This is a genomic window from Flavobacterium sp. IB48 (assembly GCF_016405855.1).
In the GTDB taxonomy this organism is placed as follows: domain Bacteria; phylum Bacteroidota; class Bacteroidia; order Flavobacteriales; family Flavobacteriaceae; genus Flavobacterium; species Flavobacterium ginsengisoli.
Map to the genome: position 1 here is coordinate 151822 of NZ_JAEFCA010000001.1, position 26172 is coordinate 177993.

Here is a 26172-nt window from a genome sequence, read left to right on the forward strand (position 1 = left end):
TGACACATTTAATCCAATTTCTTCTTAATTTCATTCAGTATATAAAGGTAATCTTCGTGTTTTTTTACAAAATCGCGATTAGAGACATCAATTATTAAAACATTTAAATCGGTTTGAGATTTTATGTATTCGAGATAACCGTTATTGATTTTTTCTAAATATGTTGCTTCTATATTCTGCTCATAAATACGTCCGCGTTTTTTAATGTTTTGCAGCAATCTTTCCGTATTCTGATACAAATAAACATACAAATCTGGCTTTGGCATTTCTTTGTAAATAATGTCGAATAGATTTCTATACAAACGATATTCATCTTCTGCAAGCGTTATTTTGGCAAAAATCAGCGATTTAAAAATATGATAATCAGCAACTATAAAATCTTTAAATAAATCAAATTGCGCCAAATCATCGGCTAATTGCTGATAGCGGTCGGCTAAAAAAGACATTTCCAACGGAAATGCATATCGGTTTTGGTCTTTGTAAAACTTTGGCAAAAACGGATTGTCTGCAAATCGCTCCAAAACAGTTTTTCCGTTAAAATCTTCTGCAATTTTATGCACCAAAGTAGTTTTTCCCGCTCCAATATTTCCTTCAAAAGCAACATAATTGAATTGATTTAAAGGAATTTTATCAATCGGGCTTTTCAACTTTTGCACAACTGTACAAACACTTTCATCTGGAGTAATTGCAATCAACTCAGGAATTGTTTTTTGCAAAATTGGATGCCTCCAATCTAACTTTAAATCTTGCATCGGAAGTAAAACAAAATTTCTGTTTTGCATTAATGGATGCGGAACCTGAAGTTTTTCTGTATCTATTATTTCATCATCAAAAGCAATTAAATCAACATCAATAATTCTAGACTGATACCCTTCTTGATTTAAGCGGATTCTTCCTAATTCTTTTTCGACTTTTAAAATTTGATTTAATATTTTTTGCGCAGATGAATTGGTATGCAAAAGAAGTGCACAATTATAAAAAGCATCACTCTCAAAACCCCATGCAGGAGTTTCATAAAGTTTAGAAACCTCAATAACAGTCCCCACATTTTGATGTATCAAATCAATACAATTTTGAATGTTTTCTAGTCTGCTGCCTTGGTTGCTGCCTATCGATAAAACGACTTGATGCTGTAATTTCATAATTAATGCAAATTAACTAAAACTATTTTAGAATTAACCAATATATTTGTGAAACGACGTCTCAAATCCAATCAGAAATTTAGATGTCTCTTTTGTAACGTTTTGACGTTTTTTGCTACTTATTAAAAAAATATACATATGAAGTTTTTAGGAAATGTAATTGCCACAGTTATCGGTATTTTTATTTTTATCATGCTCTTCTTTTTTGGAGCAATCTTTATCGGAGTTGTTTTTGGCGGAGACGACAGTGTTTCTGTTAAATCGGATTCGGTTATTGAATTCAATTTAAAAGAAATTAAAAACGATTACGCAGGAAAATACAAAGATCCTTGGGTAAGTGTCTTTTCAGACAAAAAAGGCATAGGTTTGACCGATGTAATCAATGCTATTGAAGCAGCAAAAACAGACGACAACATTAAAGGAATTTCGATTTTAAATGATGAATCTTCACTTGGTCTTGCGCAATATAAAGATTTAAGAAACGCTTTAGAAAGCTTCAAAAAATCAGGTAAATTTGTTTGGGCTTACGCCAATACTTATTCGCAGAAAGAATATTATTTAACTTCTGTTGCCAATACTATTTATATAAATCCTGCCGGAGATTTAGACTTTAAAGGACTTTCTTCTGAAGTTATGTTTTTCAAAGATTTCCAAGATAAATCTGGAATCCATATGGAAGTGATTCGTCACGGAAAATACAAAAGTGCTGTTGAGCCTTTCTTAGACAATAAAATGAGCGATGCCAACAGAGAACAGATAACGGCACTTTTAAACTCAATTTGGACAACCGTTTCTGCTGATATTTCAAAAAGCAGAAATATTCCGTTACCTAAACTAAACGAAATTGCAAGCGGACTTTTGGCTAGAACTCCAGAAATGGCAAAAGAACAGCATTTAGTAGATATTGTTGCTTACGAAGATGTTTATCACGATGCCATTAGAAAAGCGCTGAAAGTAGATAAAGATGAAGATTACAATAAAATTTCAATCTCAGATTATACTCAAAATCACTTAGCAACAGCTTTAGATAATGCTTCAAGCGATCAAATTGCGATTATTTACGCTCAAGGCGAAATCGGAAGCGGGGAAGGAGATGTAAACACAATTGGAGAAGGCTCTATGAGACGTTCTTTGCAAGAAGCCAGAAAAAATGATGACGTTAAAGCTATCGTTCTTAGAATTGACAGCCCAGGCGGAAGTGCTCTTACTTCTGATTTAATTTGGAGAGAAATTGAAATTACAAAAAAAGTAAAACCAGTTGTGGTTTCTATGGGTAACTATGCTGCCTCTGGCGGTTATTATATTGCTTGCAACGCCAATAAAATATTTGCCGAAAACAATACCATTACAGGATCTATTGGAGTTTTTGGAATGTTGCCAAATTTCAGTCCGTTGGCTAACAAATTAGGAATCAATTCTGAGCAGGTTAAAACTCATGAAAACGCTGCAAACTACAGTCCGTTCTTGCCTGTTGACGAGAAATTTAAAGCTTTTACTTTAGAAGGAGTCGAAAAAATCTACAACACATTTGTTACTCATGTTGCAGAAGGCCGTAAAATGACTTTTTCACAAGTTGATTCAATTGCTCAAGGTAGAGTTTGGTCTGGAACCGAAGCTTTAAAAATTGGTTTAGTTGATAAAATTGGCGGATTAAATGACGCTATTGCTGAAGCAGCTAAAATTGCTAAACTAAAAAAATATAGCACTCAAAATTATCCTGAATATGAAAAAACACTTAACGATTTGCTAGGAAATCTACCTTTTGCAAAATCTAAAGAAGCTTTTATAAAAGAAGAAATTGGAGAAGAAAATTACCTACTTCTAGAGCAGGTTAAGAAATTTCAAAAACAAAAAGGAGTGCAAGCGATATTGCCTTACGGAATCAATATTTATTAATTGAATTAAGATGAATAAAATAATTCTTTTTTTGACGATTTTGTTTTGGAGTTTCATAAACGCTCAAGACAAAAAAGAAACCACGTTTAAGGAAACACCAGCAATATTAAAGATTAACAACGATCAGATTTTTGGTACGCTGACAACTCCAGATTTGACCAAAAAATTTCCGGTTGCTTTAATTATTGCCGGTTCTGGTCCAACGGATAGAAACGGGAACAATCCGATGATGAAAAACAACTCGTTAAAAATGCTGGCAGAAGCTTTGGCTAAAAACGGAATTGCATCATTGCGATATGATAAAAGAGCTATTGGAGAAAGCAAAGCAGCTGGCGGATCTGAAAGCAGTCTGGTTTTTGAAAATTATATTCAAGATGCCAAAAGCTGGATTAATTATTTAAAACAGGACAAACGTTTTTCTAAAGTAATTATAATCGGTCACAGTGAAGGCTCTTTGATTGGAATGGTGGCCAGTACAAAAGCAGATAAGTTTGTTTCTATTGCAGGCGCAGGCGAACCTGCAGATCAAATCTTAAAAACTCAAATTGGCGCCAAGTCAATGAAACCACTTAATGACTTGACCTTCCCTATTATTGATAGTTTAAAAAACGGATTTGAAGTTAAAAAAGTAGATCCTATGCTTAATTCTCTTTTCAGACCAAGCATTCAGCCTTATTTGATTTCTTGGTTTAAATACAATCCGCAGACCGAAATACAAAAGCTTACTATTCCAGTTTTAATCCTGCAAGGAAATAATGACATGCAGATTGCTGTAAAAGATGCAGAAAATTTAAAACAAGCTAATAAAAATGCAGATCTACAGATAATTGACAAGATGAATCATATTATGAAAATCATTGATGGCAATCAGGAAGATAATTTAGCCAGTTACAATAATGAAACACTTCCTATTTCTGAAATACTAGTTGAAAAAATAGTTTCATTTATTCAGAAATAATAAAATAAACACCCTAAAAAATCCGTTTTGAAAATAGTTCTTAACGGATTTTTTTATGTGAAAATTTTAATAAAATTCTTACGCAATTAAGAAAACTTTATCTTCAAACTCTAGTAAAAAAAACTATTTTTGCAAGAGTCGATTTTAACACGTTAAACCCTCAAATCTATTTATATGCTAAAAAAAGTTTTAAAAATAAGTGCCATAGTCATTGTGGTATTTGTTGCTGCATTATTTGCCATTCCGTTTTTATTTAAAGATCAAATCAAGGCTAAAATCGTTGAAGCCATCAATGAAAGTGTTGATGCTAAAGTAAGTTTTACAGATGCAGATTTAAGTTTATTCAAGAATTTCCCTAACGCAACAGTTGGAATCGAGAAATTAGTTATTATCAACAAAGCTCCTTTTGAAGGCGACACGCTGGTTTCTTTAGGACAACTAAATTTAAAAATGAGCGTGAAAGAACTTTTTAAAGGAAAAGATGAACCTTTAAGTATTCAGGGAATTAGTTCAACAAACGGATTAATAAACATTATATTCAATAAAGATGGCGTAGGAAACTTCGATATTGCCTTAAAAGACAAAAAAGAAGAAACGAAAGACGAAGCAAGCAAACCACTTGCATTAAAAATTCAGAATTATAAAATCGAGAATTTTACTTTTAGATATATCGATCAAGGTTCTAAAATTAGAATGGTTATTGACAGTTTAAACCACGAAGGAACTGGAGATTTTACCAATTCAAAATTAGATTTAACAACAAAATCTTCTGCAAAAGTTTCATTGGACATGGATAAAATGAATTACATGAAAAATGTAAAACTAACTTTAGATGCTGTTCTTGGAATTGATTTAGAAAAAAGCAAATATACTTTTAAAGAAAACAAGGCTCTTATCAATCAATTGCCTTTAGAGTTTGACGGATTTATTCAAATGGCTGAAAAAGCGCAGATTTATGATTTGAAATTTAAAACTCCTACTTCATCGTTTACCAATTTCTTAGGTTTAATTCCTTCGGCTTATGCATCTAGCTTAGAAGGTGTAAAAACGACTGGAGATTTTACTGTAAATGGTTTTGCAAAAGGTGAATTGACAGACACTACGGTTCCTAAATTTAATATCGAAATCGCTTCAAACAATTCTTCTTTCCAATATCCTAATCTTCCAAAATCGGTTCAAAATATTGTAATTGATACCAAAATCATCAACGAAACTGGAATCTTAAATGATACTTATGTCAATCTAGATAAGTTGTCTTTTAGAATTGATCAAGATGTTTTTAACGCTAAAGCGAATATCAAAAACATAACTGTAAATCCAATTGTTGACGCAGCTTTAAAAGGAACAATCAACTTAGCAAATCTTTCTAAAGCATATCCAATTAAAATGGATAAACCTTTAGCAGGTATTTTAAAAGCTGACGTTACAACAAACTTTGATATGGCTTCTGTAGAAAAAAGCGAATATCAAAATATCAAAAATGCTGGTACAATGAGTTTGTCAGGATTTAAATATACCGACGAAAACAACAAATCGATGAACATCAGCACGGCTTTGGTTGAATTTAATCCGAGTAAGATCAACTTAAAACAATTTGATGCTACAACTGGAAAAAGTGATATCAGCATTAATGGAGTTTTAGAGAATTTCTATGGTTTTATGTTTAAAAAACAAGAGCTTAAAGGAAACTTTAATATGAGTTCTAAACAATTGGCTGTTGATGACTTTATGACCTCTGGCGAACCTGCAAAAGAAGAAACCAAAACTCCTGCAAAACCAGCTGATGCAATGAAGATTCCAGCTTTCTTAAATTGTACATTAAATGCAAAAGCTACAACTGTTTTATACGACAACTTAAAACTTCAAGATGTTGCTGGAAGATTGATTATTAAAGACGAAAAAGCCACTCTTGAAAACTTTAAAACAAATATCTTCGGCGGGTCAATTGGACTTAACGGAGCTGTTTCTACAAAAGAAAAAGTGCCAACTTTTGATATGAATTTAGGATTCAATCAAGTTGATATTGCACAAACTTTTACTCAATTGGATATGATGAAAAAGATAGCTCCAATTGCAGGAATCATTAACGGTAAATTAAATTCGACTATTAAATTAAATGGTAATTTGGACGCCAAAGAATTGACTCCAGATTTAAAATCAATATCAGGAGATTTATTAGGCCAATTATTATCAACTACTGTAAATGCTAAAAACTCTACAGTTTTAAATTCGCTTACTTCAAATGTTAAGTTCTTAGATTTAAACAAATTGAATCTAAACGATTTGAAAATGGCATTGTCTTTTGAGAATGGAAAAGTAAATGTAAAACCATTTGATATTAAATATCAAGACATTAAAGCTACAATTGGCGGAACTCACGGTTTTGACCAAACAATGAATTATACGATTAAATTTGACGTTCCTGCTAAATATTTAGGAACCGAAGCCAACAATTTAATTGCGAAATTATCTCCTGCAGATGCTGCAAAACTAGATAATATACCAATCAATGCTTCTTTGACTGGCAATTTTTCAAATCCGAAAATCAGTACCGATATGAAAACTGCCGTAAGCAATTTGACTACACAATTGGTTAATCAGCAAAAAGAAAAACTTACTCAAAAAGGAACATCCGCGCTTACAGATTTAATCAACAAAAACACAAAAGCAAAAGATACAACTCAAGCTGCTAAAACTGAAAAAGAGCAAAAAACTCAAGAAGTGACTAAAAAAGCAAGTGATTTGTTGAATGGATTGTTTAAGAAGAAGAATCCTTAGAAAGATGCTAAGATACTAAGATGCTAAGTTTCTGAGTTTCTCTAAGAAAAAAAACTCAGAAACTCAGAAACTTAGAAACTGAGAAACTGAGAAACTGAGAAACTGAGAAACTGAGAAACTGAGAAACTGAGAAACAAAAAAAATCCTGTTCTTTCGAACAGGATTTTTTTTGTTTCTATATTGCTCTCGAATAAATATTTAAGGTACCGCTACTCAAAATTGAATTTATCGTTTTTATATATTCTTTTTTCGTGTACAGATTAACATCTATTCCAACACTACAATTATCATAAGGTTCATATTTTTTCAAATTAGATACCGAAAATAGCCCAATTGTTGGTGTATGCACTGCGCTTGATAAATGCATAATTCCGCTATCGGCCCCAATAAACAAATCGGCATTTGCAATAACAGATCCTATTTCTCGGATATCTTTACTATAAAATGTCGGAGCTTTAAATCCGATTTGAGATACATTTTCTACAGGTAAAACCTCAATAATATTGTAGTTTTTATATTCTGCGGTAAGTTGAGAATAGAACTTTTCCCACCACTCTTCTGAAAGGCATTTTGCACCTGTTGCGTAGGTAAAAATGCAGATTGTTCTTTTGTCGTTATTTGTTAGTTCTCCTAATATTTTTCTTCCTTCTGAAATTTCAGAAGCTGTTAATTTAAGATCTAAAGGAGCAATTATTTTATTACTACTTGTTGGCAATCTCAATTTTGCCAAATAATTTCGAAAATTATAAACAGGATACTTTGCAATATGTTCAAAATCACTTTTTTTCTCTGCGATTTCATCATTTGAATCTCCGAAAAACTTGTATTTGGCATTTGAGAACTGAACCGCTAATCGGCCTGAAGAAGAGTTTTGATCTACATTAATCGCTAGATCATAGGGAGTTTTTTTTAACGAAATCCAAACCTTTGAATAGGCAATCAAGCTTTTAAATGGTTTTTTAGGCAAATGGATTATTTTGTCGACAGTATCGTATTTTTCAAAAATAATAGGAGCTAATGTTCCTTTTACAAATAAATCAATTTTACAATTTGGAAACATTTCGGACACTTCCTGAACAAGCGGTGTAATTAATAAAAGGTTTCCTAACCTTCCATTTGGCCTACAAATAAGAACTCTTTTAATTTCGCTTTTATCAACCAAAATAAAATCGTTCTGCATATTTGTTTTTCCAACATTCTTAGTCAGGTTGCGCATTATGCTACGCCTATGTACATTTATTTTGCTTAAAACACTCATTTATGGAATAATTTACGAATTATAAAATCTTAATTAAATTTTAGAAAAAGTGACAGACTCAAATCTAGTCTCTTTTATTTTCTAAAAATAAATTCTTCCAATAAGCATTTGTTACAAAATTGTAACCAAATGTATCAATATTTACATTTTTTGCTTTTGGAAGCGATATAAAATTACGATAAATTATTCTGTAATCAACAAATAACTAGATAGTTACACTAAAAACATCGACGACCTCCCAATAAATCTAGACGTTTATTGTAACCACATAACCTTCTGATCCTCGAATATTAAAGACAGTTCCGTTTTCAAATAATAAATATTGACCTTTAATTCCAGTTAATTTTCCGCTGAAAGAAGGTGTCTTATCTAAATTCAAACTGTTCACCTTTGCTGGATAACTCAAAACAGGATATTGAAGCTCGTAAACATCATTTTTTTGTGCATAAAAATAATCTTTAACTTCTGCTGGAATCAGACTTTCAATCTTCGCTTTTTCTGCAATTAAATCAAAACTTTGAACAGAGTTCTGCAACATTTTTCTCCAGTTGGTTTTGTCTGTATAATGATCTTTTAGAGCGACCTCTGTAATTCCTGCTAGATATCGATTTGGAACCTCAACAATTGCAATAGCTTGAGAAGCACCTTGATCGATCCAACGAGTTGGAACTTGCGATTTGCGAGTTACACCAACTTTTATTTCGCATGCCGAAGCCAAATATACAATATGCGGTTGCAATTGCGCTTTTGATTCATATTCTAAATCTCTATCTGCAATTCCTAAATGCGCCGTGCTTAATTCTGGTCTCATAATCCAATCTCCAACAGCAGGACTTGAATAAAAACACTCGTAACAAAAACCTTGTCGGTATATTTTTTTCTTTTTACCACAATTTAAGCATTGACTGCCTACAAAATTGATTTCAATTTCTTTATCTAATAATTGATTAACATTTAAGAAACTATCTTCAAAGACCAAATAATATTGGATTGGGCTTCCAAGTTCAGTTTGCATTTTTGTCAGTACGCCTTGATATTGCATTCGTATTTTTATTTATAATTGCTGATTCGGATTTATTAAAAGATTTAAAGTTTTTTGTGTTAAAATTCGACTTATTGGGTAGAATCTTTACTTCAAATCGAATTGTTTTTTACAAAAAAATATTATTTTTGATATGAATACAAAGTTACTACTTGTCTCTCGATATTCAAATTTTAAGTTTTTAGTTTTACTATAGATTGTGAGATTTAAAACCTAAAATTAGTTAACTAAAAACCAAATTCATGCCTTTATCTATTATCAATTCGTTTGCATCGTGGGTCCTAAAACAAAGGATTCATCAAATAGAGCTTTTTTTAAAATACCCAAATGAAGTTCAAGAAGAATTATTGCACAACTTATTGACGGCATCTGAAAATACAGTTATTGGAAAACAATATGATTTTTCGAGTATCAATTCCTATCAGACCTTTGCAGAAAGAGTTCCTATTGCGACTTATGAAGAATTGCAACCATTAATTGAGCGCACACGTTTGGGTGAGCAGAACGTTTTTTGGGAAACACCAATTAAATGGTTTGCTAAGTCTAGCGGAACAACAAATGCAAAAAGCAAATTTATTCCTGTAAGTAACGAAGCGCTGGAAGATTGCCACTATAAAGGAAGTAAAGATCTTTTATGCCTTTATTTGAATAATAATGAAGATTCTGAATTGTTTTTAGGAAAAAGTCTTCGTTTAGGAGGAAGCTCTCAGATTTACGAAAACAACAATACTTTCTTTGGCGATTTATCGGCAATCTTAATTGAAAATATGCCAATTTGGGCTGAATTTAGCAGTACACCAAGCAGCAAAACTTCACTTATGAGCGAGTGGGAAACTAAAATCGCTGCCATCATTAACGAAACAAAAAATGAAAACGTAACCAGTTTTGCAGGAGTTCCTTCTTGGATGCTAGTTTTAATGAATAAAGTTTTAGAAAATACTGGTAAACAAAGTTTATTGGAACTTTGGCCAAATTTGGAAGTTTACTTTCATGGTGGCGTAAGTTTTTCTCCTTATAAAGAACAATACAAAAAACTGCTGCCAAGCAAAGATTTTAGATACTACGAAATCTATAACGCTTCTGAAGGCTTTTTTGCGATTCAGGATTTAAATAATTCAAGTGATTTATTGCTAATGTTGGATTACGGAATTTTCTACGAATTTATTCCAATGGACACTTTTGGAACTCCAAACCAAAAAGTAATTCGTTTAGCAGATGTAGAACTGAATAAAAACTATGCTATTGTTATCACAACAAATTCTGGCTTGTGGCGTTATCTGATTGGCGACACGGTTCGTTTTACATCACTGAATCCGTACAGGATTAGAGTTACAGGAAGAACAAAACATCATATCAATGTTTTTGGTGAAGAGTTAATGGTAGAAAACACCGATCAAGCAATTGCGAAAGCTTGCCAGGTTACGCAAACTGAAGTTATAGATTATACCGTTGCTCCTATTTTTATGCACGACAAAGAAAAAGGCGCACACGAATGGATGATCGAATTTAAGAAACATCCAGCTGATGTTGGTCTTTTCCAAAAGGTTTTAGACGAAACATTGCAAACTTTAAACTCAGATTACGAAGCAAAACGCTACAATAATATGACTTTGAATCCTTTGGTAATTAATGTTGCTCGCGAAAATCTTTTTTATGACTGGTTGAAAGAAAGAGATAAATTGGGCGGACAACATAAAATTCCGAGGCTATCCAATCAGAGAGATTATTTGGAACAGTTAAAGGAAATGTGTTAAACAATTTTATTTAATAGAGATGAAAGAAACAAAATTTAGTGACCTGACTACTGAAGAACTGATAAAAAATCAGAAGACATTAAAAACTGTCAATGCTATATTTTGTGTTGTCCTTTTTGTCTTATTTGTTCTTAATATATTTATTGTTTTTATGAAAGGTTTTAGCGCAATGAATATTATTCCTGTTGCTTTGTTGTTTATCCTTTATTTAAATCTGAAAAATTTAAAAGAAATTAAAAGAGAATTAGAATCTCGAAAATAAACTCAAAAAAGTTTTAGACAAAACTTTACAGACCCAAAATTCTGACTCGTAGTGCAACATAAAATTACGAGACTTTTCGCTCTCAACAAAGAGGTGTTTGTTGCTGCTAAAAGGATTTCGGACTTTTAAAAGTCTATCTTCCATTTTGCAATCGGCCTAGATTGCACTTATACATACTTGAATAAATCCAAAAAAAACAGATAGTGAGTAACCCCGAAGATAAATTAGTTTTAAATAACTTTTTCCATTCCCTGTTTCCAATAGAAAAAGAGATTGTAGAAAAAATCACTAAAAATTTTACTCCCTTTAAATTAGAAAAGAACTCTATTCTACTGGATAAAGAAACGGTAAGCACCAAAACTTACTTTTTAGAAAAAGGCTACATGGCGTCTTTTATTCTAAACGAAGATAATGACGAAATCATTACAAATATCTTCACTGCACCTTGCTTTGTAAACGACTTTCTTTCTTTTTTTAAAAAGGAACCTACCAAAGAAACGTTTCAAACCATTACAGATTGTACTTTTTGGGAAACGGATTTAGAGACTGTTCAAGACAATTTTCATTCTATTTCTCAATTTAGAGAATTTAGCCGACTGTTGTTTGTAATTAATTACCACAAGCTTAACGATAGACTTATAGAAATGGTAAGTCAAAAAGCCGAAACTAGATATTTAAAGCTTTTAAAACAAAGACCCGATATATTTAAGCATGTACCGCTCAAGATTATAGCTTCTTATCTTGGAATTACAGATACTTCGTTAAGCCGTATTAGAAGAGATACTTCCCATTTCTAAATTCTTATCATTTGACAAGTATTAGTAAACGCAGAAGAAATGATATTTGTAAAAAAATAAAAAAATGGAAAGAAAACATATTGTCGTAGTTGGACTCGGCGGAGTTGGAGGTTATTTTGGTTTTAAAATAAATCAAGCCAATGAGACTAAAAAACAACATCAAATTACATTTATTGCAAGAGAGCAAACTTATGATGCTGTTAAAAACAATGGATTAATTTTACTTTCTAGCGAACACCCTAATTCGGTTACAAAACCTGAATTTATTTATGATAATATAAAAGAGGTACAATCTCCTGATTTAATATTAGTTTGCACGAAAGAATATGATCTTGAAAATATCTGCAAACAGATGATTCAAATCATTAGTCCAAAGACCATTATATTACCTATGATGAATGGGGCTGACATTTATGAAAGAATAAGAAAAATAATTCCTAAAAATACTATTCTGCCAAGTTGTATTTATGTCGCTTCTCATATAAAAGAAAAGGGAATTGTTGAACACAAAGGAAAGCCAGGAAAAATATTTATTGGACGCGATCCCGAAAATTTTAATGAAAACATTGACTGGACCATTGATTTATTATCTGAAAGCAAAATAGATTTTGAATTGAAAGATGATTCTTTTACTGAAATCTGGACTAAATTTATTTTTATCGCTAGTTTTGGTTTAGTAACTTCTAAATACAATTCGTCAATTGGAGAAGTCTGTACAGTTTCTTTACAAAGAAATGAAGCTGAAGGAATCATGAAAGAGATTAAACTTATAGCGGACAAAAAAGGAATTAACCTAAGTGAGGAAATCATTGAAAAGACTTTTAAAAAAGCAGCAACTTTTCCGCCAAAAACACCAACTTCATTACAGCTTGATATCAACTCAAACAAAGCAAATAATGAGTTAGAACTATTTGCCAGTCCAATAATTAATTACGGAATTGAGTTAGATATTAAAACTCCATGCACTGAAAAAATTTATAATGAATTAAAAGAAAAAATAAACTTAAATTAAAACCACTGATTCTACCAAACTTACATAAGGGATAGAAGTGAAGTCCTTTTTTTCTTTAAAAATAAAAGAATTTCTTCACCAGTTCGCTATCGCTCTTGTGAAACGGATATTTTTATTCGCCACGTCGTAACATGCCCATATAAAAAAACCTCAGCCTTTTATTGTAAAGACTGAGGTTTGTTTGCTTTTATTACATTCAGTATGTCTTTTCACGAAGGAGAAATCTCTACAAGTAGCTTCGCAACGAAAACCAATCTTTGTCGAGTTTCTTACGAGGATTTCTCCTTCGTCGAAATGACAAAAATTGCACAGCATTGCCTTCTACATCATATCGATATATCTGTCGTGGTAGCCTAACAAATATAAAACACCATCAAGACCTAAACTTGAAATTGATGTTGACGCGCTTTCTTTTACTTTTGGTTTGGCATGAAAAGCAATTCCTAGACCTGCTAAGTTTAGCATTGGTAAATCGTTTGCTCCATCTCCAACTGCAATGGTTTGATTGATATGGATTCCTTCTTTTTCGGCAATTGCTTTCAAGAATTCAGCTTTTTTCTGGCCATCAACAATATCGCCTAAATATTTACCTGTCAGTTTACCGTCTTTTATTTCTAATTGATTGGCATGAACATAATCTATTCCTAATTCTTTTTGAAGATATTCTCCAAAATAAGTGAATCCTCCAGATAGAATAGCGGTTTTATAACCGTAATATTTTAGAGCTTTCATTAAACGATGTGCTCCTTGCGTGATTGGTAAATTGATTGCTACATTTTGCAATACTTCTTCGCTCAAACCTTCCAAAAGTGCCATACGTTTTTTGAAACTTTCATTAAAGTCGATTTCGCCATTCATAGCCGATTCCGTAATGGCGCGAACTTGATCTCCTACTCCATTCAATTCTGCTAATTCATCGATTACTTCGGTTTGGATTAAAGTAGAATCCATATCGAAGCAAACCAAGCGGCGGTTTCTTCTATAAATATTATCTTCTTGGAAAGAAATATCGACATTTAGTGCTCTAGAGACTTCCATAAAACTTGCTGTCATGACAATTTTATTTACAATCTCTCCTGTCACAGACAATTGAATACAAGAACGCGGATATTCTTCTTTTTCTACAATAGAAGTTCTTCCTGTTAATCGGATAATAGAATCGATATTTAGGTTTTGATCTGACATGATTTTGGTAACTGCTGCCAATTGAGAAGCTGCTAGTTTTTCGCCCAAAATATTAATGATGTATCGTTGCTTAGATTGTGATTTTACCCAAGTTTCGTAATCTTCAATAGAAATCGGAATAAATTTTACTTTGATTTCTAATTCATAAGCTTTGAAAAGAAGATCTTTTAAAACAGGAGCCGAAGATGAACCTGCTGCAATTTCGAACAAAATTCCTAAAGAAAGTGTGTCATGAATATCAGCTTGGCCGATATCTAATATATTAGCATCGTATGCTCCTAAAACAGCCGTTAAACCTGCTGTAACTCCAATTTTATCGTGTCCTGAAACTTTTAATAAAATTATCTCTTTATCTTCTGCTGCCATTTTTCTTTCTTGATTTTGAAGCGACAAAAATCGGCAATCTCTCGTTGATAAAAAAGAATAATCCTTGTTTTTTTGAAAAGAAAAAGCACATATAAATGTGCTTTTTCGAGTAATTTAACAATTATCTTTTATTATTAAAATAACGTAACTTTTTGGCTATTGATTTGGAATGTTTTTATCAAAACTCACCATCCAATTGACACCAAATTTATCTTTAAACATTCCGAAATAAGATCCCCAGAAAGTATTGTTCATTGGCATTTCAACTTTTCCTCCAGCCGAAAGTCCGTTAAAAATTCTATCTGCTTCTTCTGTACTTTCTGTATTAATAGAAATCGAAAAATTATCTCCAAAACCTACGTCTCCGTATCTAGGATGACTGTCACTTCCCATTAAAATGGTATTTCCAATTGGAAGCGAAACATGCATAATGCGATTTAATGCTTCTTCAGAAAGCACTTCTCCTTCTTCTGCTGGAGCGTCTTTAAATTTTCCGATATACGGAAAATCTCCTCCAAAAACCGATTTATAAAACAGGAACGCTTCTTCACAAGTTCCGTTAAACATTAAATATGGATTTATTGCTGCCATTTTTTTTAATTATTAATTGTTAATTATAAATTGTTAATTCCGTTTGAAGCACAAAACAAAGTCTTTGTCTTTGTTTTTGTTTCTTTCTCATACATTCTCTATTTCTCAGATAACTCTTTAATGGTCTCCAATCCTTTTGGGAATGCTTCTTTAAAATAGTCTATATGCTTTTCGATCACATCAACTTCCACATGAAGATCAACCAAATCCCCTTTTTGATCTAAACGATAGGTTTCCATGGCTCCAGTCCATTGTTCTGTTTCTGCATTTGGCGGAACTTCCTTATAATCTTTCAGTTCACCCAAATGCTTAAAAGCCATGTATTCATTTGGAATTTTTTTTTCAATTAAACTATTCATTCCTTCTCCAGCTGCGCCCAAAAAATAAATTTTGTCGCCTTCGTTCCAACTCGATTCAACGTAACTTTCTCCACAAAAAGAACTTGTCCATTTTCGGTAAGTTTCGTCGTCCCATAAGACTTTCCAAATCTTTTCTTTGGGAGCCTTGATCTTGATATTAAAAACTAATTTTTCCATTTTAATCTGGTAATTTACTAAAATCCATAAATAAGACATTCCAACGATGACCGTCCAAATCGGCAAAACCACAACCATACATCCAACCCTGACTCTCTGCAGGAGGAGCAAACACAGTTCCGCCAGCTTGTTTTACTTTTTCAGCTAGTTCATCAACTTCTTCTCTGCTTTCAGCATCGATTGAAATCAATACTTCCGAACTCGATTTAGTATCAGTAATACTATTTTGAGAGAAACTAGAAAAAAGCATTTCTTCAAAAAGCATTACTACAAAATGTCCTTCACCTACAACCATACAAGTCGAACTTGGGGTGTCATGCTGTTCATTAAACGAAAAACCAATTTTCCAAAAAAAATCTTTCGCTTTTGCTACGTCCTTTACAGGAAGATTCAACCATATTTGTTTTGTCATTTTTTGTTTTTTTTGTTGGGTTAGATATTTATTTCTTTTAAACCATATAAGTGATATAAGCTAATTTAAGTTTGTAATCTTTGACCTTTGAGACTTTGAAGCTAAAATTAATTAGCCTCTACGTAACTTTTAAAATTATCCAAAATTGCCTGCCAGCCTGCGCGCTGCATTTCTTCTGGATTTTGAGTTTCTGGGTCGAAACTTTCTACAATTTCTACACCCTCTGCAGTTTCTGTAAAAGTAATTTCAACCTTTCTTCCATCTCCCAGAACATACGAAAGTGCTTCATTTGGTTTTACTAAAGTAAATTCGCCTCCAAAATCAAAACTCATACTCCCATCTTTGGCAGCCATAGTCGATTTAAATTTTCCTCCTTCTCTTAAATCTGCTTCTGCGTGAGGCGTGTGCCAATCTGGAGAAGCAAAACTCCATTTTGTAATATGTTCTGGTGTATTCCAAAACTTCCAAACTTTCTCTGCAGATGCTTTTACAGTATTTTTTATTGTTATCATTATTATAAATAAATTTCGTTTTAAAATCTCTCTGTGTATTTCTTAAAGTTATCAATCACATCTTGGCACCATTGCTTTTGCATATTTTCAGAATCAGTTTTATTGGGCTCAAAATATTCAACAAGCTTTACATTGTTTCCAAAATCTTCAAAATGAACGCTTCCGATTCTATTGTCTGAAAGCTTATATTCTATTAACTGAAATTTTTCAACTTTTGTATATATTCCCTCAAAATCAAAACTTTCATCTTTATCTTTTGATCTCATTTCATATCTAAACTTTCCTTTTTCTTGCAAATCATTTTCAGCATAAGACGTATACCAATTATCAAAAGCACTGTTCCAGTTTTGGATATGTTTTGGCGTAATCCAAAAATCCCAAACTTTTTCTATTGATGCATTAATTATAACTTCTACCAAAATCATCTTTAATTGGTTGGAATTTGACTTTCATCCATAAAAAAGACTTCCCAATGATGTCCATCCAAATCTAGAAATGTTCTTTGGTACATCCAACCATAATCTTTTGCTTCTTGATAATCTATTCCACCAGCTTTTACCGCTTTCTCAATTGTTTCATCTACTTTCTCACGTGATTCCATAGAAAGAGAAATAAGGACTTCGCTTGTTGTAGTAGAATCACAAATTTTCTTTGGAGTAAAGGTTTGATAAAACTCTTCAACCAAAAGCATTGTAAAAATGTTATCACTAATTACTATACAAGCTCCCTGTTCATTTGTGAACTTTGGATTTGTAGAAAAACCAAGTTCATTAAAAAATTTCACTGCACGATTTAAATCTTTTACCGCAAGATTTAAGAATATCTTTGTTTTCATCTTTATAAAATTACAAATTAATCAAAGCAAATGTAAAATTTTAAGATTAGTTTAAAACGACAATAAAAGTCAACTTTAGGGGCATTTAAGACAATTTGCTTATTTTTGTGTTAACTGAAATTCCAAAAAATAACAAATATCATGAGCAAGAAACTAGGTTTAATCGTACCTCACGACTATAAATTATTAAGTATAGCCGCGATATTAGAAGTCTTTGAAACTGCAAATAAACTTACATCGGGAACAGAAAAACCATTTGAAATAATGATTTTTCAATCTAAAGAGCAAAACGATCAAGGAAATATATTTGGATATAAAAGTAATTCCATTGAAACTTCAGAAATTATTCTAGACTTAATTTTAATTCCCGCTTTTACTACTGATAATATGAGCGAGATGATTAAAAAGAATAAAAACTTTATTCCTTGGCTTCAAAAACAACATAAAACTGGAGCCGAATTAGCCAGTTTTTGTACTGGCGCATTTTTGTTTGCCGCATCTGGTTTATTAAACGAAAAACTTGCTACAACCCATGTTGATGCTTGCAGCGCTTTTACAAAAGCCTTTCCGATGGTGAAATTAAAACCAGAAGAAACTTTAACCGCCGACGGAAGTTTATATACAAGCGGAGGATCTACCTCAACTTTTCATTTATTGATTCTTTTGATTCAAAAATTCTGCGGTAACGAAATGGCAGTTAAAATTGCTAAAATATTTTCTATCGACTTAAACCGATACAAGCAAAGCTATTTTAGCACTTTCAGACCAAACCATTTACACAATGACACTTTGGTTGCCATGTTACAGCAAAAAATTGAAAGCCAATATCACACCATCGAAAAACTAGAAGAAATTACAAAAGACATTCCGACAAGTGCCAGAAACATGACACGCCGTTTTAAACAAGTAACCGGAATTCCGCCAATTGAATATCTACAAAATATTAGAGTCGAAAGTTCAAAGAAATATCTAGAGCAAACCCAGCTTTCGATTTCAGAAATTATCGAAAAAACTGGCTATAACGATCCAAAAGCCTTTAGAAAGGTTTTTTATAAAATGGTTGGCATGAAACCAATTGAGTATCGCGAGAAATTTAGAGTGCAATAATTTTATTAAAAGCAGCACATTTCGTTTCCAAAAGAACATCTGTCCTGCTCTTCACTGTATCTTTTGCTGTGAACCCCACAGCAAAAGGATGCCGTTTCGATCAGGGCTAAAACAGAAGTTTAGTTTTCATGAAACCAAACAAAAAAGAAAATAAAAAAAACCTGCTCAAATAAATGAACAGGTTTTATAATTGAACTTTGTCAAAGTTGATTTTATAGCTTAAGAAGCAATTTCCATACGTTTCAGCAAGTTTTTGCTTAGCGTATGTTCTGCGTATTCTTTGTCAATTGTCAGACTTGTATCATCTGAAGTTGGCAGTTCGTACATAGCATCTGTCAAAATTGCTTCGCATAAAGAACGTAATCCACGAGCTCCTAATTTATATTCTAAAGCTTTGTCTACAATAAAATCTAAAGCTTCATCTGTTATAGTAAACTCAACATCATCCATCAAGAATAATTTCTGATATTGTTTGATCAATGCATTTTTAGGTTGTGTTAAAATGGCACGAAGCGTTTCTTTATCCAAAGGATCCATGTGCGTTAAAACTGGCAAACGACCAATAATCTCTGGAATCAATCCGAAATCTTTAATATCTTTCGGAATAATGTATTGCAATAAATTGTCTTTGTCGATATTATCAACATTTTTAGAAGTTGAGTAACCAACCGCCTGACGATTTAAGCGTTTTGAAATAATGCGTTCAACACCATCAAAAGCTCCACCTGCAATAAACAAGATATTTTGAGTATTTACCTCAACAAATTTTTGGTCCGGGTGCTTACGTCCTCCTTTTGGCGGTACGTTTACAACCGTTCCTTCCAACAATTTCAATAATGCTTGCTGAACACCTTCTCCAGAAACATCACGCGTTATTGACGGATTATCACTTTTGCGAGCAATTTTATCAATCTCATCAATAAATACGATTCCTCTTTCTGCTTTTGCTACATCGTAATCTGCAGCTTGAAGCAAACGTGTCAAAATACTTTCAACGTCTTCTCCAACGTAACCTGCTTCTGTTAATACTGTCGCATCAACAATTGCCAACGGAACGTCTAACATTTTAGCAATCGTTTTTGCCACTAATGTTTTTCCTGTTCCTGTTTGACCAACCATGATGATGTTACTTTTTTCGATCTCTACTTCATCGTCTAATTGCTGTTGCATTAAACGTTTGTAGTGATTGTAAACCGCAACCGACATTACTTTTTTAGTCTGATCCTGACCAATAACATATTGATCTAGGAAAGCTCTAATTTCTTTTGGTTTCTTTAAAATTAAGTCCCCAACTAATTTTGCGCTTCCGCTAGATTTTAATTCTTCTAAAACAATTCCGTGTGCTTGCTCAATACATTTATCACAAATGTGTGCATTGATACCTGCAATTAATAAATTAGTTTCTGGCTTTTTTCTTCCACAAAACGAACATTCTAATACTACTTTTGCCATTCTTTATTTAAGTTACTAAGCTGCAAAGATACTAAGTTTCTAAGCTTTTTGACCTAAAACTTAAAAACTTAGCTCTTTACAGCTTAATATTTTTATTTTTTTATTTGATTTTAAAATTACAAAGAACACTTAGAATCTTAGTGTCTTCGCAACTTAGAACCTAAAAATTATCCTCTTCTTAATACTTCATCAATCATTCCGTACTCTTTTGCTTCGTCTGCTTTCATCCAGTAGTCACGCTCACTGTCTTTGTGCACTTTGTCAAAAGTTTGTCCAGAGTGGTGCGAAATAATGTTGTATAATTCATCTTTTAATTTCAACATCTCGCGTAAGTTGATTTCCATATCTGTTGCAACACCTTGTGCGCCTCCAGATGGCTGGTGAATCATTACTCTTGAGTGAGGCAATGCAGAACGTTTTCCTGCTGCTCCTGCGCATAATAGAACTGCTCCCATAGAAGCTGCCATTCCTGTACAGATTGTTGCTACATCTGGTTTGATGTATTGCATTGTATCGTAAATTCCTAAACCTGCATAAACACTTCCTCCAGGAGAGTTTAAATAAATTTGAATATCTTTTGAAGCATCAGCACTTTCTAAGAATAATAACTGAGCCTGAACAATATTAGCGATCTGATCGTCGATGCCTGTTCCTAAAAAGATAATTCTGTCCATCATTAATCTTGAGAAAACGTCTAATTGAGAAACATTCAATTGGCGCTCTTCGATAATATATGGAGTCATGTTTGTTGGAGTCATTGCTGCTACGATTTTATCGTAATACATTGCGTTTACTCCTTGGTGCTTTGTAGCAAATTTTTTGAATTCTTTACCGTAGTTCATATTTTTAGTTTAAAGTTGAAAAGTCTAAAGTCAGCAAGTGACTTAAACGAATTAAACAAAGTTCATACCTTTTTATAAGAAATGCCAATTTGTCGTCTTTTTTAAGATGCTAAGATTCTAAGCTGCTAAGGTTCTAAGTTTTTCTTTCTAAGAAACTTTTACCAACTTCAAACCTGAAACAAAAAAAGAACGTCAACAGAATAAAAAATTCCATTGACGTTCAAATATAATTATTTTTATCTTTCAGTTTCTGTAATAAAATCTTAATTTTTAAAAAGTATACTTCTTAACTTTCGACTTTACAACTTTTGACTTTCAGACTAAAATTTATTCTCCGTAAGAAGCTGCAATAAATTCTTCGTAAGTAACCTCTTTAGTTGTTGGGTTAGCTTTTTCTTTGAAGATATCTAACATTTTAGCTGCTACAACTTGCTCAGAAAGTCTTTTCACTTCGTCTTGGTTAGATAAAACTCTAGCCACGATTCCTTGAACTTCTTCGTCAGTTGGGTTAGTTTGACCAAATTGAGCCATTTGCTGTCTGATTGCGTTTGATGTAAACTCTTTCAAGTCATCAAATGTAATTTGGATATTGCTTTGAGCCAAAGCTTTTCCTTCGATTAATTGGAAACGTAAACCTTTTTCAGATCTTGCGTATTCAACTTCAGCTTCTTCTGCAGAAAGTTTTTTCTCTCCAACAGTTTGCAACCATTTTTTCAAGAATTCAGCTGGCAAATCGAATTTTGTGTTTTCGATCAAGAAATCTTGAACATCTAATAATAATTTTTGGTCAGCTTGCTGAGCGAATTGAGCTTCAGCATCTTCTTTAATTTTAGCTTTTAAATCTTCTAAAGAAGCCACTTTTCCTTCGCCAAAAAGTTTGTCGAATAATTCTTGGTTTAATTCAGCTGGTTCAGAACCGTTGATTGCCTCAATAGTAAAGTTTACTTCAACATCTAAACCGTGAACACCTTCGTGACCAACTTTTAAGTAATCCATTAATTGGTGATCGTCTTCAAATAAACCTTTTGTGCTTACTGTAACAACATCTCCAACTTTTTTACCTGTGAATTGTTTTTGAGCTTTTTTGCTGAATGCATCAACAGCAATTGTAGTTGTATTGTTGATTCCGTTTGCTTCGCTAGAGAAAGTTCCAGTTAAATCAGATTTAGCATCAGAAACTTCTTGAGGAACTGCTTTTCCAAATTGTTTTTGGATACGCTCTACTTGTCCGTCGATTAATTTATCATCAGCAGTAACGATATATTTTACGATATTGTTTTTAGCTTCAAGATCAATTTCGAAATTTGGCACTAAACCAATTTCGTATTCAAAAGTTAATTCTTCAGCATCCCAGTTAAAATCTTCGTTTACTTTAGCAAGAGGAGTTCCTAAAAGATTTAATCTTTCAGATTGAATATAACGCTCTAAAGCCAAATCAACTACTTTTTTAATCTCTTCTTGTTTAATACCTTTTCCGTATTGTTTTTCAACAAGATCTTTAGGCACTGCACCTTTTCTAAATCCTTTTACTTGCGCTAAAGGCATTTTTTCGTTAATTCTTTTTGCTACTTGACCTTTATAATCCATATGAACAACGTTCATAACGATTGTCTCGTTTACAGCGTCTATTGCTACTCTTTTAATATCCATCTTCTTCTTTAATTTACATAATAAAATTGGGTTGCAAAATTATAAAATTTTTGCAACCCAACCAAGTTTTTAATCTATTGTATTTGAAGCAGTTTTAATCTGCCGATTTGTTTTTATTTATCGTCTCCTAGTATTTTATAAGTAAGAGATTGAAGTATAGATAGAATAATGCTGAATATTAATGCTGTCCAAAATGAATTTACTGCAAAACCGCCTACAATATTAGTGCACAGTAAAATAATTACCGCGTTTATGACTAATAAAAATAAACCAAGCGTAACAAACGTTACTGGCAAAGTTAACAACACTAAAATTGGCTTAATAAAGATATTCAGCAATCCTAAAACTACTGCAACAATTACTGCTGTACCAAAACTAGCAACATGAACCCCTGTTAAAATGTTAGACAATAATAAAACCAAAGCAGCCGTAACGAGAAGTCTAAGTAATAATTTCATAGTTTTTAGGTTTAAAATTTATTTAAAAATAATAAAATTTTATCAAAAGTGTTTTATTCTTTTAAAAACGTTGCTGTCAATTCAAAAAACATTTTCGGATTTTCAGCATGAAGCCAGTGTCCTGCATTTGGAATGGTTTCTAATTTTAAATTTGGAAAATGCTTACGAATTTCATCAAGATCAGCATCTTGAATATAGCCAGAATTTCCACCTCTAATAAATAATGTCGGATTATTAAAAACCAAATGATCTGCCAAAGGTTTTCCGATCGCATCCAGATTATTATTAAAAGCTTCTAAATTAAATCTAAAAGCCAATTGTCCCGGCTCTTTCCAATATAGATTTTTCAGCAAAAACTGACGAGTCCCGAAATCTGGAACATATTGAGATAAAATTGCTTCTACATCATTTCGGCTTGGTTTTACAGAAAAATCTACTGCATTTAATCCTGCCAAAATATCCTGATGATGCTGTTTGTAGAATCTCGGACCAATATCTGCCACAATCAATTTGTCTACAATTTCTGGATGTGTCGTAGCAAAAAGCATCGCTACTTTCCCTCCCATCGAATGTCCTAGAATATCTATTCTAGTCAGATTATTTGCTTGACAGTATTCGTACACATCTTGAACCATCGCTTCATAACTCCATTCATCTGAATGAAAACTGCGACCGTGGTTTCTTAAATCTAAAATATGAACTTGAAATCCGGCTTCTACATATTGCCCGGCTAAAGTTTTCCAATTATCAGACATTCCGAGAAATCCGTGCATGATGACAAATGGTTTTCCTTCTCCTTCTATTTTTGAATAAAGCATATTTTTAATTTTTTCTTTTTAAAGAATTATTTCAATTTATTCAGATACATATTTACAGTATTATCTAAACCAAGATAAAGCGCCTCCGAAATTAAAGCATGGCCAATAGAAACTTCTAATAAACCTTGAATGTTTTCTTTAAAAAATTTGATATTATCTAAACTCAAATCGTGTCCAGCATTGATTCCTAACCCTAATTCATTTGCCAATACTGCAGCTTTAGCATAAGGATCAATTCCTTTTTCGTTTCCTAAACTATATTGATGTGCAAAAGATTCTGTGTATAATTCAATTCTATCTGTTCCTGTTTTTTTCGCACCTTCAATCATTTCTAAAATTGGATCAACGAAAATCGAAGTTCTTATTCCGTTTCTTTGAAACTCCTGAATCACTTCAGTCAAATATTCTTGATTTTTGATTGTATCCCAGCCAGCAGAAGAGGTTATTGCACCAATTGCGTCTGGAACTAAGGTTACCTGATCTGGTTTGCATTCTAAAACTAAATCGATAAAATTATGCTGAGGATTCCCTTCAATATTATATTCTGTAGTAACAACTGCTTTTAAATCGCGTGCATCTTGATAACGAATATGGCGCTCATCTGGACGTGGGTGAATTGTAATTCCTTGTCCGCCAAAACGCTGAATATCTGCAGCTACTTTTAATAAATCGGGAACATTTCCGCCACGAGCATTTCGAAGCGTTGCAATTTTATTGATATTTACACTTAATTTTGTCATATAAATAGATATTAATTCTAGTAATCTTATATTTGTTACGACAAAAATACAAAGTAAAACAGAGCGGTTTTCGGTATTTTTTGATTATTTTGCATCAAATATCCTCAATTGATTTATGACAGAAATTACAAACTATATCACAAACGATTTCAGAGCAATTGACAGTCAGGAAACAATTGCCTCGATTCAGGACTTTTTTATCGATGTAAATTTTTCTCATTTTCCGATTTTAGAAGATGGTATTTTTATTGGAAGCATCTCTTCTGATGATGTTGAAACATTTGACACTGATAAAAAAGCAATTGATTACAAATATGCTTTAGAACGTTTCTTTGCCAGAAAATCGATGATTTGGCTAGATGTCCTAGAGGTTTTTGCAAAAAACCACACGAATATCCTGCCTATTCTTGATGAAAACAATAATTATATAGGATACTACGAAATGGAAGACATCATGAAGTTTTTTCAGGAAACTCCATTTTTAAAAGAACCTGGTGCCATTATTATTGTACAAAAAGGGCTTTTGGATTATTCTATGAGTGAAGTAACTCAAATTGTAGAAAGCAATAATGGTAAAATTTTAGGCTGTTTTGTTTCTGAAGCTGATACAGAAAATGTTCAAATCACTGTAAAAATTGGCTTGGGAGCAATCAACGAAATTATTCAGACGTATAGAAGATATGGTTACGAAATTATTTCAGAGCATCAAGAAGACAACTATATTAATAGCTTAAAAGAGCGATCAGATTATTTAGACAAATATCTCAACATATAAATTATGAATGTGCCAATGAGAGAATTAGTTAATTAGATAATTTTCGCATTTCCAGATTATCTAATTGACACATTGACAAATTATCTAATTTACAACGAATGAAAATAGCCATTTACGGACAATACTATCAGAATAGCACTGAACCTATTATAAAAGACATTTTCACATTTTTCAATACCAACAACGTCGAAATGGTAATTGAAGAAAATTTCCTGAATATGCTTTATGAAAAACAGCTTATAAAAAAAGAATACAAAACTTTTTCGCCAAGTACTGCTTTAGATAATAGTTTCGAAATGTTGATTAGTATTGGAGGCGACGGAACGATTTTAAGAGCCGCTGCTTTTGTTCGTAATTCTGGAGTACCTTTATTAGGTATAAATGCTGGACGATTAGGTTTTCTTGCCAAAGTTCAGAAAGAAAATATAGATATTTTACTTCAATACGTTATTGATCAAAACTACACCACTTCTGAAAGAACTTTATTAGGAATCACATGCGAACCTTACAACGAAGCTTTTAAAGAACTTAATTTCGCTATGAACGAAGTTACAGTGAGTAGAAAAGATACCACTTCGATGATTACTGTAGAAACCTATTTGAACAACGAATATCTAAATTCTTATTGGGCAGACGGATTAATCATTTCAACGCCAACCGGTTCTACAGGATATTCTTTAAGCTGTGGCGGACCAATTTTAACGCCAGATGTCAAAAGTTTAGTAATTACGCCAATTGCTCCACATAATTTAACTGCCAGACCTCTTGTTATTCCCGACGATACAGAAATTACTTTGCGCGTAACAGGAAGAGAAGACCAATATTTGGTTTCTTTAGACTCAAGAATTTCTTCGGTAAAAAACGAGTCTATTTTAAAAATTAAAAAAACAGATTACAAAATTAAAATGGTTGAAATACCAGACGAGACTTTCTTAAAAACCTTGAGAAACAAACTGCTCTGGGGAGAAGATAAAAGAAATTAAACTCTTTTCTG

At 32.5% G+C, this 26172-nt stretch carries 26 protein-coding genes; 10 read left to right on the forward strand and 16 right to left on the reverse strand.

Annotation, left to right across the window (positions count from 1 at the left end; translation table 11 throughout):
* Positions 1-8: 8 nt before the first annotated feature.
* Positions 9-1142: a 2-amino-4-hydroxy-6-hydroxymethyldihydropteridine diphosphokinase gene (gene folK / locus JC605_RS00735; protein WP_198854417.1), complete on the reverse strand. Its 1134-nt coding sequence runs from the start codon at positions 1140-1142 to the stop codon at positions 9-11.
* Between the two features lie 138 nt (positions 1143-1280).
* On the opposite strand from folK, the gene sppA reads away from it, so the two are divergent.
* From sppA to JC605_RS00750, 3 genes are all read left to right on the forward strand, one after another.
* Positions 1281-3038, forward strand: a complete 1758-nt coding sequence (gene sppA / locus JC605_RS00740) for a signal peptide peptidase SppA (RefSeq protein WP_198854418.1) — start codon at positions 1281-1283, stop codon at positions 3036-3038.
* Between the two features lie 10 nt (positions 3039-3048).
* The gene (locus JC605_RS00745) at positions 3049-3996 is read left to right on the forward strand and encodes a S9 family peptidase (RefSeq protein WP_198854419.1); all 948 of its coding nucleotides are present in this window, start codon (positions 3049-3051) and stop codon (positions 3994-3996) included.
* Positions 3997-4170: 174 nt separating this feature from the next.
* Entirely contained in the window at positions 4171-6774 is a 2604-nt protein-coding gene (locus JC605_RS00750) for an AsmA-like C-terminal region-containing protein (RefSeq protein WP_198854420.1), read from the forward strand.
* A 175-nt stretch (positions 6775-6949) separates the two neighbouring features.
* On the opposite strand, the gene JC605_RS00755 is transcribed toward JC605_RS00750, so the two are convergent.
* On the reverse strand, positions 6950-8032 hold the full coding sequence (locus JC605_RS00755) for a glycosyltransferase family 9 protein (RefSeq protein ID WP_198854421.1): 1083 nt from the start codon (positions 8030-8032) through the stop codon (positions 6950-6952).
* Positions 8033-8279: 247 nt separating this feature from the next.
* Positions 8280-9074, reverse strand: a complete 795-nt coding sequence (locus JC605_RS00760; protein WP_198854422.1) for a DUF2797 domain-containing protein — start codon at positions 9072-9074, stop codon at positions 8280-8282.
* A gap of 242 nt (positions 9075-9316) precedes the next feature.
* On the opposite strand from JC605_RS00760, the gene JC605_RS00765 reads away from it, so the two are divergent.
* From JC605_RS00765 to JC605_RS00780, 4 genes are all read left to right on the forward strand, one after another.
* The gene (locus JC605_RS00765) at positions 9317-10828 is read left to right on the forward strand and encodes a GH3 auxin-responsive promoter family protein (RefSeq protein WP_198854423.1); all 1512 of its coding nucleotides are present in this window, start codon (positions 9317-9319) and stop codon (positions 10826-10828) included.
* Between the two features lie 19 nt (positions 10829-10847).
* Positions 10848-11090, forward strand: coding sequence for a redox-active disulfide protein 2 (locus JC605_RS00770; protein ID WP_198854424.1), 243 nt, complete (start codon positions 10848-10850; stop codon positions 11088-11090).
* Positions 11091-11293: 203 nt separating this feature from the next.
* A complete protein-coding gene (locus JC605_RS00775; RefSeq protein WP_198854425.1) occupies positions 11294-11887 on the forward strand; it encodes a Crp/Fnr family transcriptional regulator in 594 nt (197 codons plus the stop codon).
* A gap of 64 nt (positions 11888-11951) precedes the next feature.
* Positions 11952-12899: a ketopantoate reductase family protein gene (locus tag JC605_RS00780; protein WP_198854426.1), complete on the forward strand. Its 948-nt coding sequence runs from the start codon at positions 11952-11954 to the stop codon at positions 12897-12899.
* Positions 12900-13220: 321 nt separating this feature from the next.
* Here the strand turns inward: JC605_RS00780 and serB are convergent, their stop codons facing one another.
* From serB to JC605_RS00815, 7 genes are all read right to left on the reverse strand, one after another.
* Positions 13221-14450 carry a phosphoserine phosphatase SerB gene (gene serB, locus JC605_RS00785; RefSeq protein ID WP_198854427.1) on the reverse strand — a complete coding sequence of 410 codons (1230 nt, stop codon included), beginning with the start codon at positions 14448-14450 and terminating at the stop codon, positions 13221-13223.
* A gap of 156 nt (positions 14451-14606) precedes the next feature.
* Entirely contained in the window at positions 14607-15041 is a 435-nt protein-coding gene (locus tag JC605_RS00790; protein WP_198854428.1) for a VOC family protein, read from the reverse strand.
* A 98-nt stretch (positions 15042-15139) separates the two neighbouring features.
* A complete protein-coding gene (locus tag JC605_RS00795; RefSeq protein WP_198854429.1) occupies positions 15140-15577 on the reverse strand; it encodes an SRPBCC domain-containing protein in 438 nt (145 codons plus the stop codon).
* Between the two features lies 1 nt (position 15578).
* Positions 15579-15989: a VOC family protein gene (locus tag JC605_RS00800; protein ID WP_198854430.1), complete on the reverse strand. Its 411-nt coding sequence runs from the start codon at positions 15987-15989 to the stop codon at positions 15579-15581.
* A 107-nt stretch (positions 15990-16096) separates the two neighbouring features.
* Positions 16097-16501, reverse strand: coding sequence for an SRPBCC family protein (locus JC605_RS00805; protein ID WP_198854431.1), 405 nt, complete (start codon positions 16499-16501; stop codon positions 16097-16099).
* Between the two features lie 20 nt (positions 16502-16521).
* Positions 16522-16926 carry an SRPBCC domain-containing protein gene (locus JC605_RS00810; protein ID WP_198854432.1) on the reverse strand — a complete coding sequence of 135 codons (405 nt, stop codon included), beginning with the start codon at positions 16924-16926 and terminating at the stop codon, positions 16522-16524.
* A gap of 2 nt (positions 16927-16928) precedes the next feature.
* Positions 16929-17336 carry a VOC family protein gene (locus JC605_RS00815; RefSeq protein ID WP_198854433.1) on the reverse strand — a complete coding sequence of 136 codons (408 nt, stop codon included), beginning with the start codon at positions 17334-17336 and terminating at the stop codon, positions 16929-16931.
* A gap of 141 nt (positions 17337-17477) precedes the next feature.
* On the opposite strand from JC605_RS00815, the gene JC605_RS00820 reads away from it, so the two are divergent.
* Positions 17478-18443, forward strand: a complete 966-nt coding sequence (locus JC605_RS00820) for a GlxA family transcriptional regulator (RefSeq protein WP_198854434.1) — start codon at positions 17478-17480, stop codon at positions 18441-18443.
* A gap of 219 nt (positions 18444-18662) precedes the next feature.
* Here JC605_RS00820 and clpX read toward each other — a convergent pair whose 3' ends face one another.
* From clpX to JC605_RS00850, 6 genes are all read right to left on the reverse strand, one after another.
* A complete protein-coding gene (gene clpX, locus JC605_RS00825) occupies positions 18663-19895 on the reverse strand; it encodes an ATP-dependent Clp protease ATP-binding subunit ClpX (RefSeq protein WP_144215416.1) in 1233 nt (410 codons plus the stop codon).
* A gap of 167 nt (positions 19896-20062) precedes the next feature.
* Positions 20063-20737: an ATP-dependent Clp endopeptidase proteolytic subunit ClpP gene (gene clpP, locus JC605_RS00830; RefSeq protein WP_198854435.1), complete on the reverse strand. Its 675-nt coding sequence runs from the start codon at positions 20735-20737 to the stop codon at positions 20063-20065.
* 327 nt (positions 20738-21064) lie between these two features.
* On the reverse strand, positions 21065-22387 hold the full coding sequence (locus JC605_RS00835; RefSeq protein WP_198854436.1) for a trigger factor: 1323 nt from the start codon (positions 22385-22387) through the stop codon (positions 21065-21067).
* Positions 22388-22500: 113 nt separating this feature from the next.
* The gene (locus JC605_RS00840; protein WP_198854437.1) at positions 22501-22845 is read right to left on the reverse strand and encodes a phage holin family protein; all 345 of its coding nucleotides are present in this window, start codon (positions 22843-22845) and stop codon (positions 22501-22503) included.
* 53 nt (positions 22846-22898) lie between these two features.
* Positions 22899-23663 carry an alpha/beta fold hydrolase gene (locus JC605_RS00845; protein WP_198854438.1) on the reverse strand — a complete coding sequence of 255 codons (765 nt, stop codon included), beginning with the start codon at positions 23661-23663 and terminating at the stop codon, positions 22899-22901.
* Positions 23664-23689: 26 nt separating this feature from the next.
* Positions 23690-24403 (reverse strand): pyridoxine 5'-phosphate synthase, encoded by a 714-nt coding sequence (locus JC605_RS00850; protein WP_198854439.1) that lies wholly within the window; start codon positions 24401-24403, stop codon positions 23690-23692.
* Between the two features lie 115 nt (positions 24404-24518).
* On the opposite strand from JC605_RS00850, the gene JC605_RS00855 reads away from it, so the two are divergent.
* On the forward strand, positions 24519-25178 hold the full coding sequence (locus tag JC605_RS00855; protein ID WP_198854440.1) for a CBS domain-containing protein: 660 nt from the start codon (positions 24519-24521) through the stop codon (positions 25176-25178).
* A 98-nt stretch (positions 25179-25276) separates the two neighbouring features.
* On the forward strand, positions 25277-26161 hold the full coding sequence (locus JC605_RS00860; protein ID WP_198854441.1) for an NAD kinase: 885 nt from the start codon (positions 25277-25279) through the stop codon (positions 26159-26161).
* The last annotated feature ends 11 nt before the right edge of the window (positions 26162-26172 follow it).

Bases quoted from the DNA above. Each gene is read 5' to 3' on its own strand.
- JC605_RS00840 (WP_198854437.1), bottom strand. From the start codon at position 22,845: ATGAAATTATTACTTAGACTTCTCGTTACGGCTGCTTTGGTTTTATTA.
- JC605_RS00815 (WP_198854433.1), bottom strand. From the start codon at position 17,336: ATGAAAACAAAGATATTCTTAAATCTTGCGGTAAAAGATTTAAATCGT.
- sppA (WP_198854418.1), top strand. From the start codon at position 1,281: ATGAAGTTTTTAGGAAATGTAATTGCCACAGTTATCGGTATTTTTATT.
- JC605_RS00755 (WP_198854421.1), bottom strand. From the start codon at position 8,032: ATGAGTGTTTTAAGCAAAATAAATGTACATAGGCGTAGCATAATGCGC.
- JC605_RS00820 (WP_198854434.1), top strand. From the start codon at position 17,478: ATGAGCAAGAAACTAGGTTTAATCGTACCTCACGACTATAAATTATTA.
- JC605_RS00850 (WP_198854439.1), bottom strand. From the start codon at position 24,403: ATGACAAAATTAAGTGTAAATATCAATAAAATTGCAACGCTTCGAAAT.
- folK (WP_198854417.1), bottom strand. From the start codon at position 1,142: ATGAAATTACAGCATCAAGTCGTTTTATCGATAGGCAGCAACCAAGGC.
- clpX (WP_144215416.1), bottom strand. From the start codon at position 19,895: ATGGCAAAAGTAGTATTAGAATGTTCGTTTTGTGGAAGAAAAAAGCCA.
- JC605_RS00845 (WP_198854438.1), bottom strand. From the start codon at position 23,663: ATGCTTTATTCAAAAATAGAAGGAGAAGGAAAACCATTTGTCATCATG.
- JC605_RS00805 (WP_198854431.1), bottom strand. From the start codon at position 16,501: ATGATAACAATAAAAAATACTGTAAAAGCATCTGCAGAGAAAGTTTGG.
- JC605_RS00800 (WP_198854430.1), bottom strand. From the start codon at position 15,989: ATGACAAAACAAATATGGTTGAATCTTCCTGTAAAGGACGTAGCAAAA.
- clpP (WP_198854435.1), bottom strand. From the start codon at position 20,737: ATGAACTACGGTAAAGAATTCAAAAAATTTGCTACAAAGCACCAAGGA.
- JC605_RS00770 (WP_198854424.1), top strand. From the start codon at position 10,848: ATGAAAGAAACAAAATTTAGTGACCTGACTACTGAAGAACTGATAAAA.
- JC605_RS00780 (WP_198854426.1), top strand. From the start codon at position 11,952: ATGGAAAGAAAACATATTGTCGTAGTTGGACTCGGCGGAGTTGGAGGT.
- JC605_RS00835 (WP_198854436.1), bottom strand. From the start codon at position 22,387: ATGGATATTAAAAGAGTAGCAATAGACGCTGTAAACGAGACAATCGTT.
- JC605_RS00855 (WP_198854440.1), top strand. From the start codon at position 24,519: ATGACAGAAATTACAAACTATATCACAAACGATTTCAGAGCAATTGAC.
- JC605_RS00790 (WP_198854428.1), bottom strand. From the start codon at position 15,041: ATGGCAGCAATAAATCCATATTTAATGTTTAACGGAACTTGTGAAGAA.
- JC605_RS00765 (WP_198854423.1), top strand. From the start codon at position 9,317: ATGCCTTTATCTATTATCAATTCGTTTGCATCGTGGGTCCTAAAACAA.
- JC605_RS00745 (WP_198854419.1), top strand. From the start codon at position 3,049: ATGAATAAAATAATTCTTTTTTTGACGATTTTGTTTTGGAGTTTCATA.
- JC605_RS00795 (WP_198854429.1), bottom strand. From the start codon at position 15,577: ATGGAAAAATTAGTTTTTAATATCAAGATCAAGGCTCCCAAAGAAAAG.
- JC605_RS00760 (WP_198854422.1), bottom strand. From the start codon at position 9,074: ATGCAATATCAAGGCGTACTGACAAAAATGCAAACTGAACTTGGAAGC.
- serB (WP_198854427.1), bottom strand. From the start codon at position 14,450: ATGGCAGCAGAAGATAAAGAGATAATTTTATTAAAAGTTTCAGGACAC.
- JC605_RS00860 (WP_198854441.1), top strand. From the start codon at position 25,277: ATGAAAATAGCCATTTACGGACAATACTATCAGAATAGCACTGAACCT.
- JC605_RS00750 (WP_198854420.1), top strand. From the start codon at position 4,171: ATGCTAAAAAAAGTTTTAAAAATAAGTGCCATAGTCATTGTGGTATTT.
- JC605_RS00810 (WP_198854432.1), bottom strand. From the start codon at position 16,926: ATGATTTTGGTAGAAGTTATAATTAATGCATCAATAGAAAAAGTTTGG.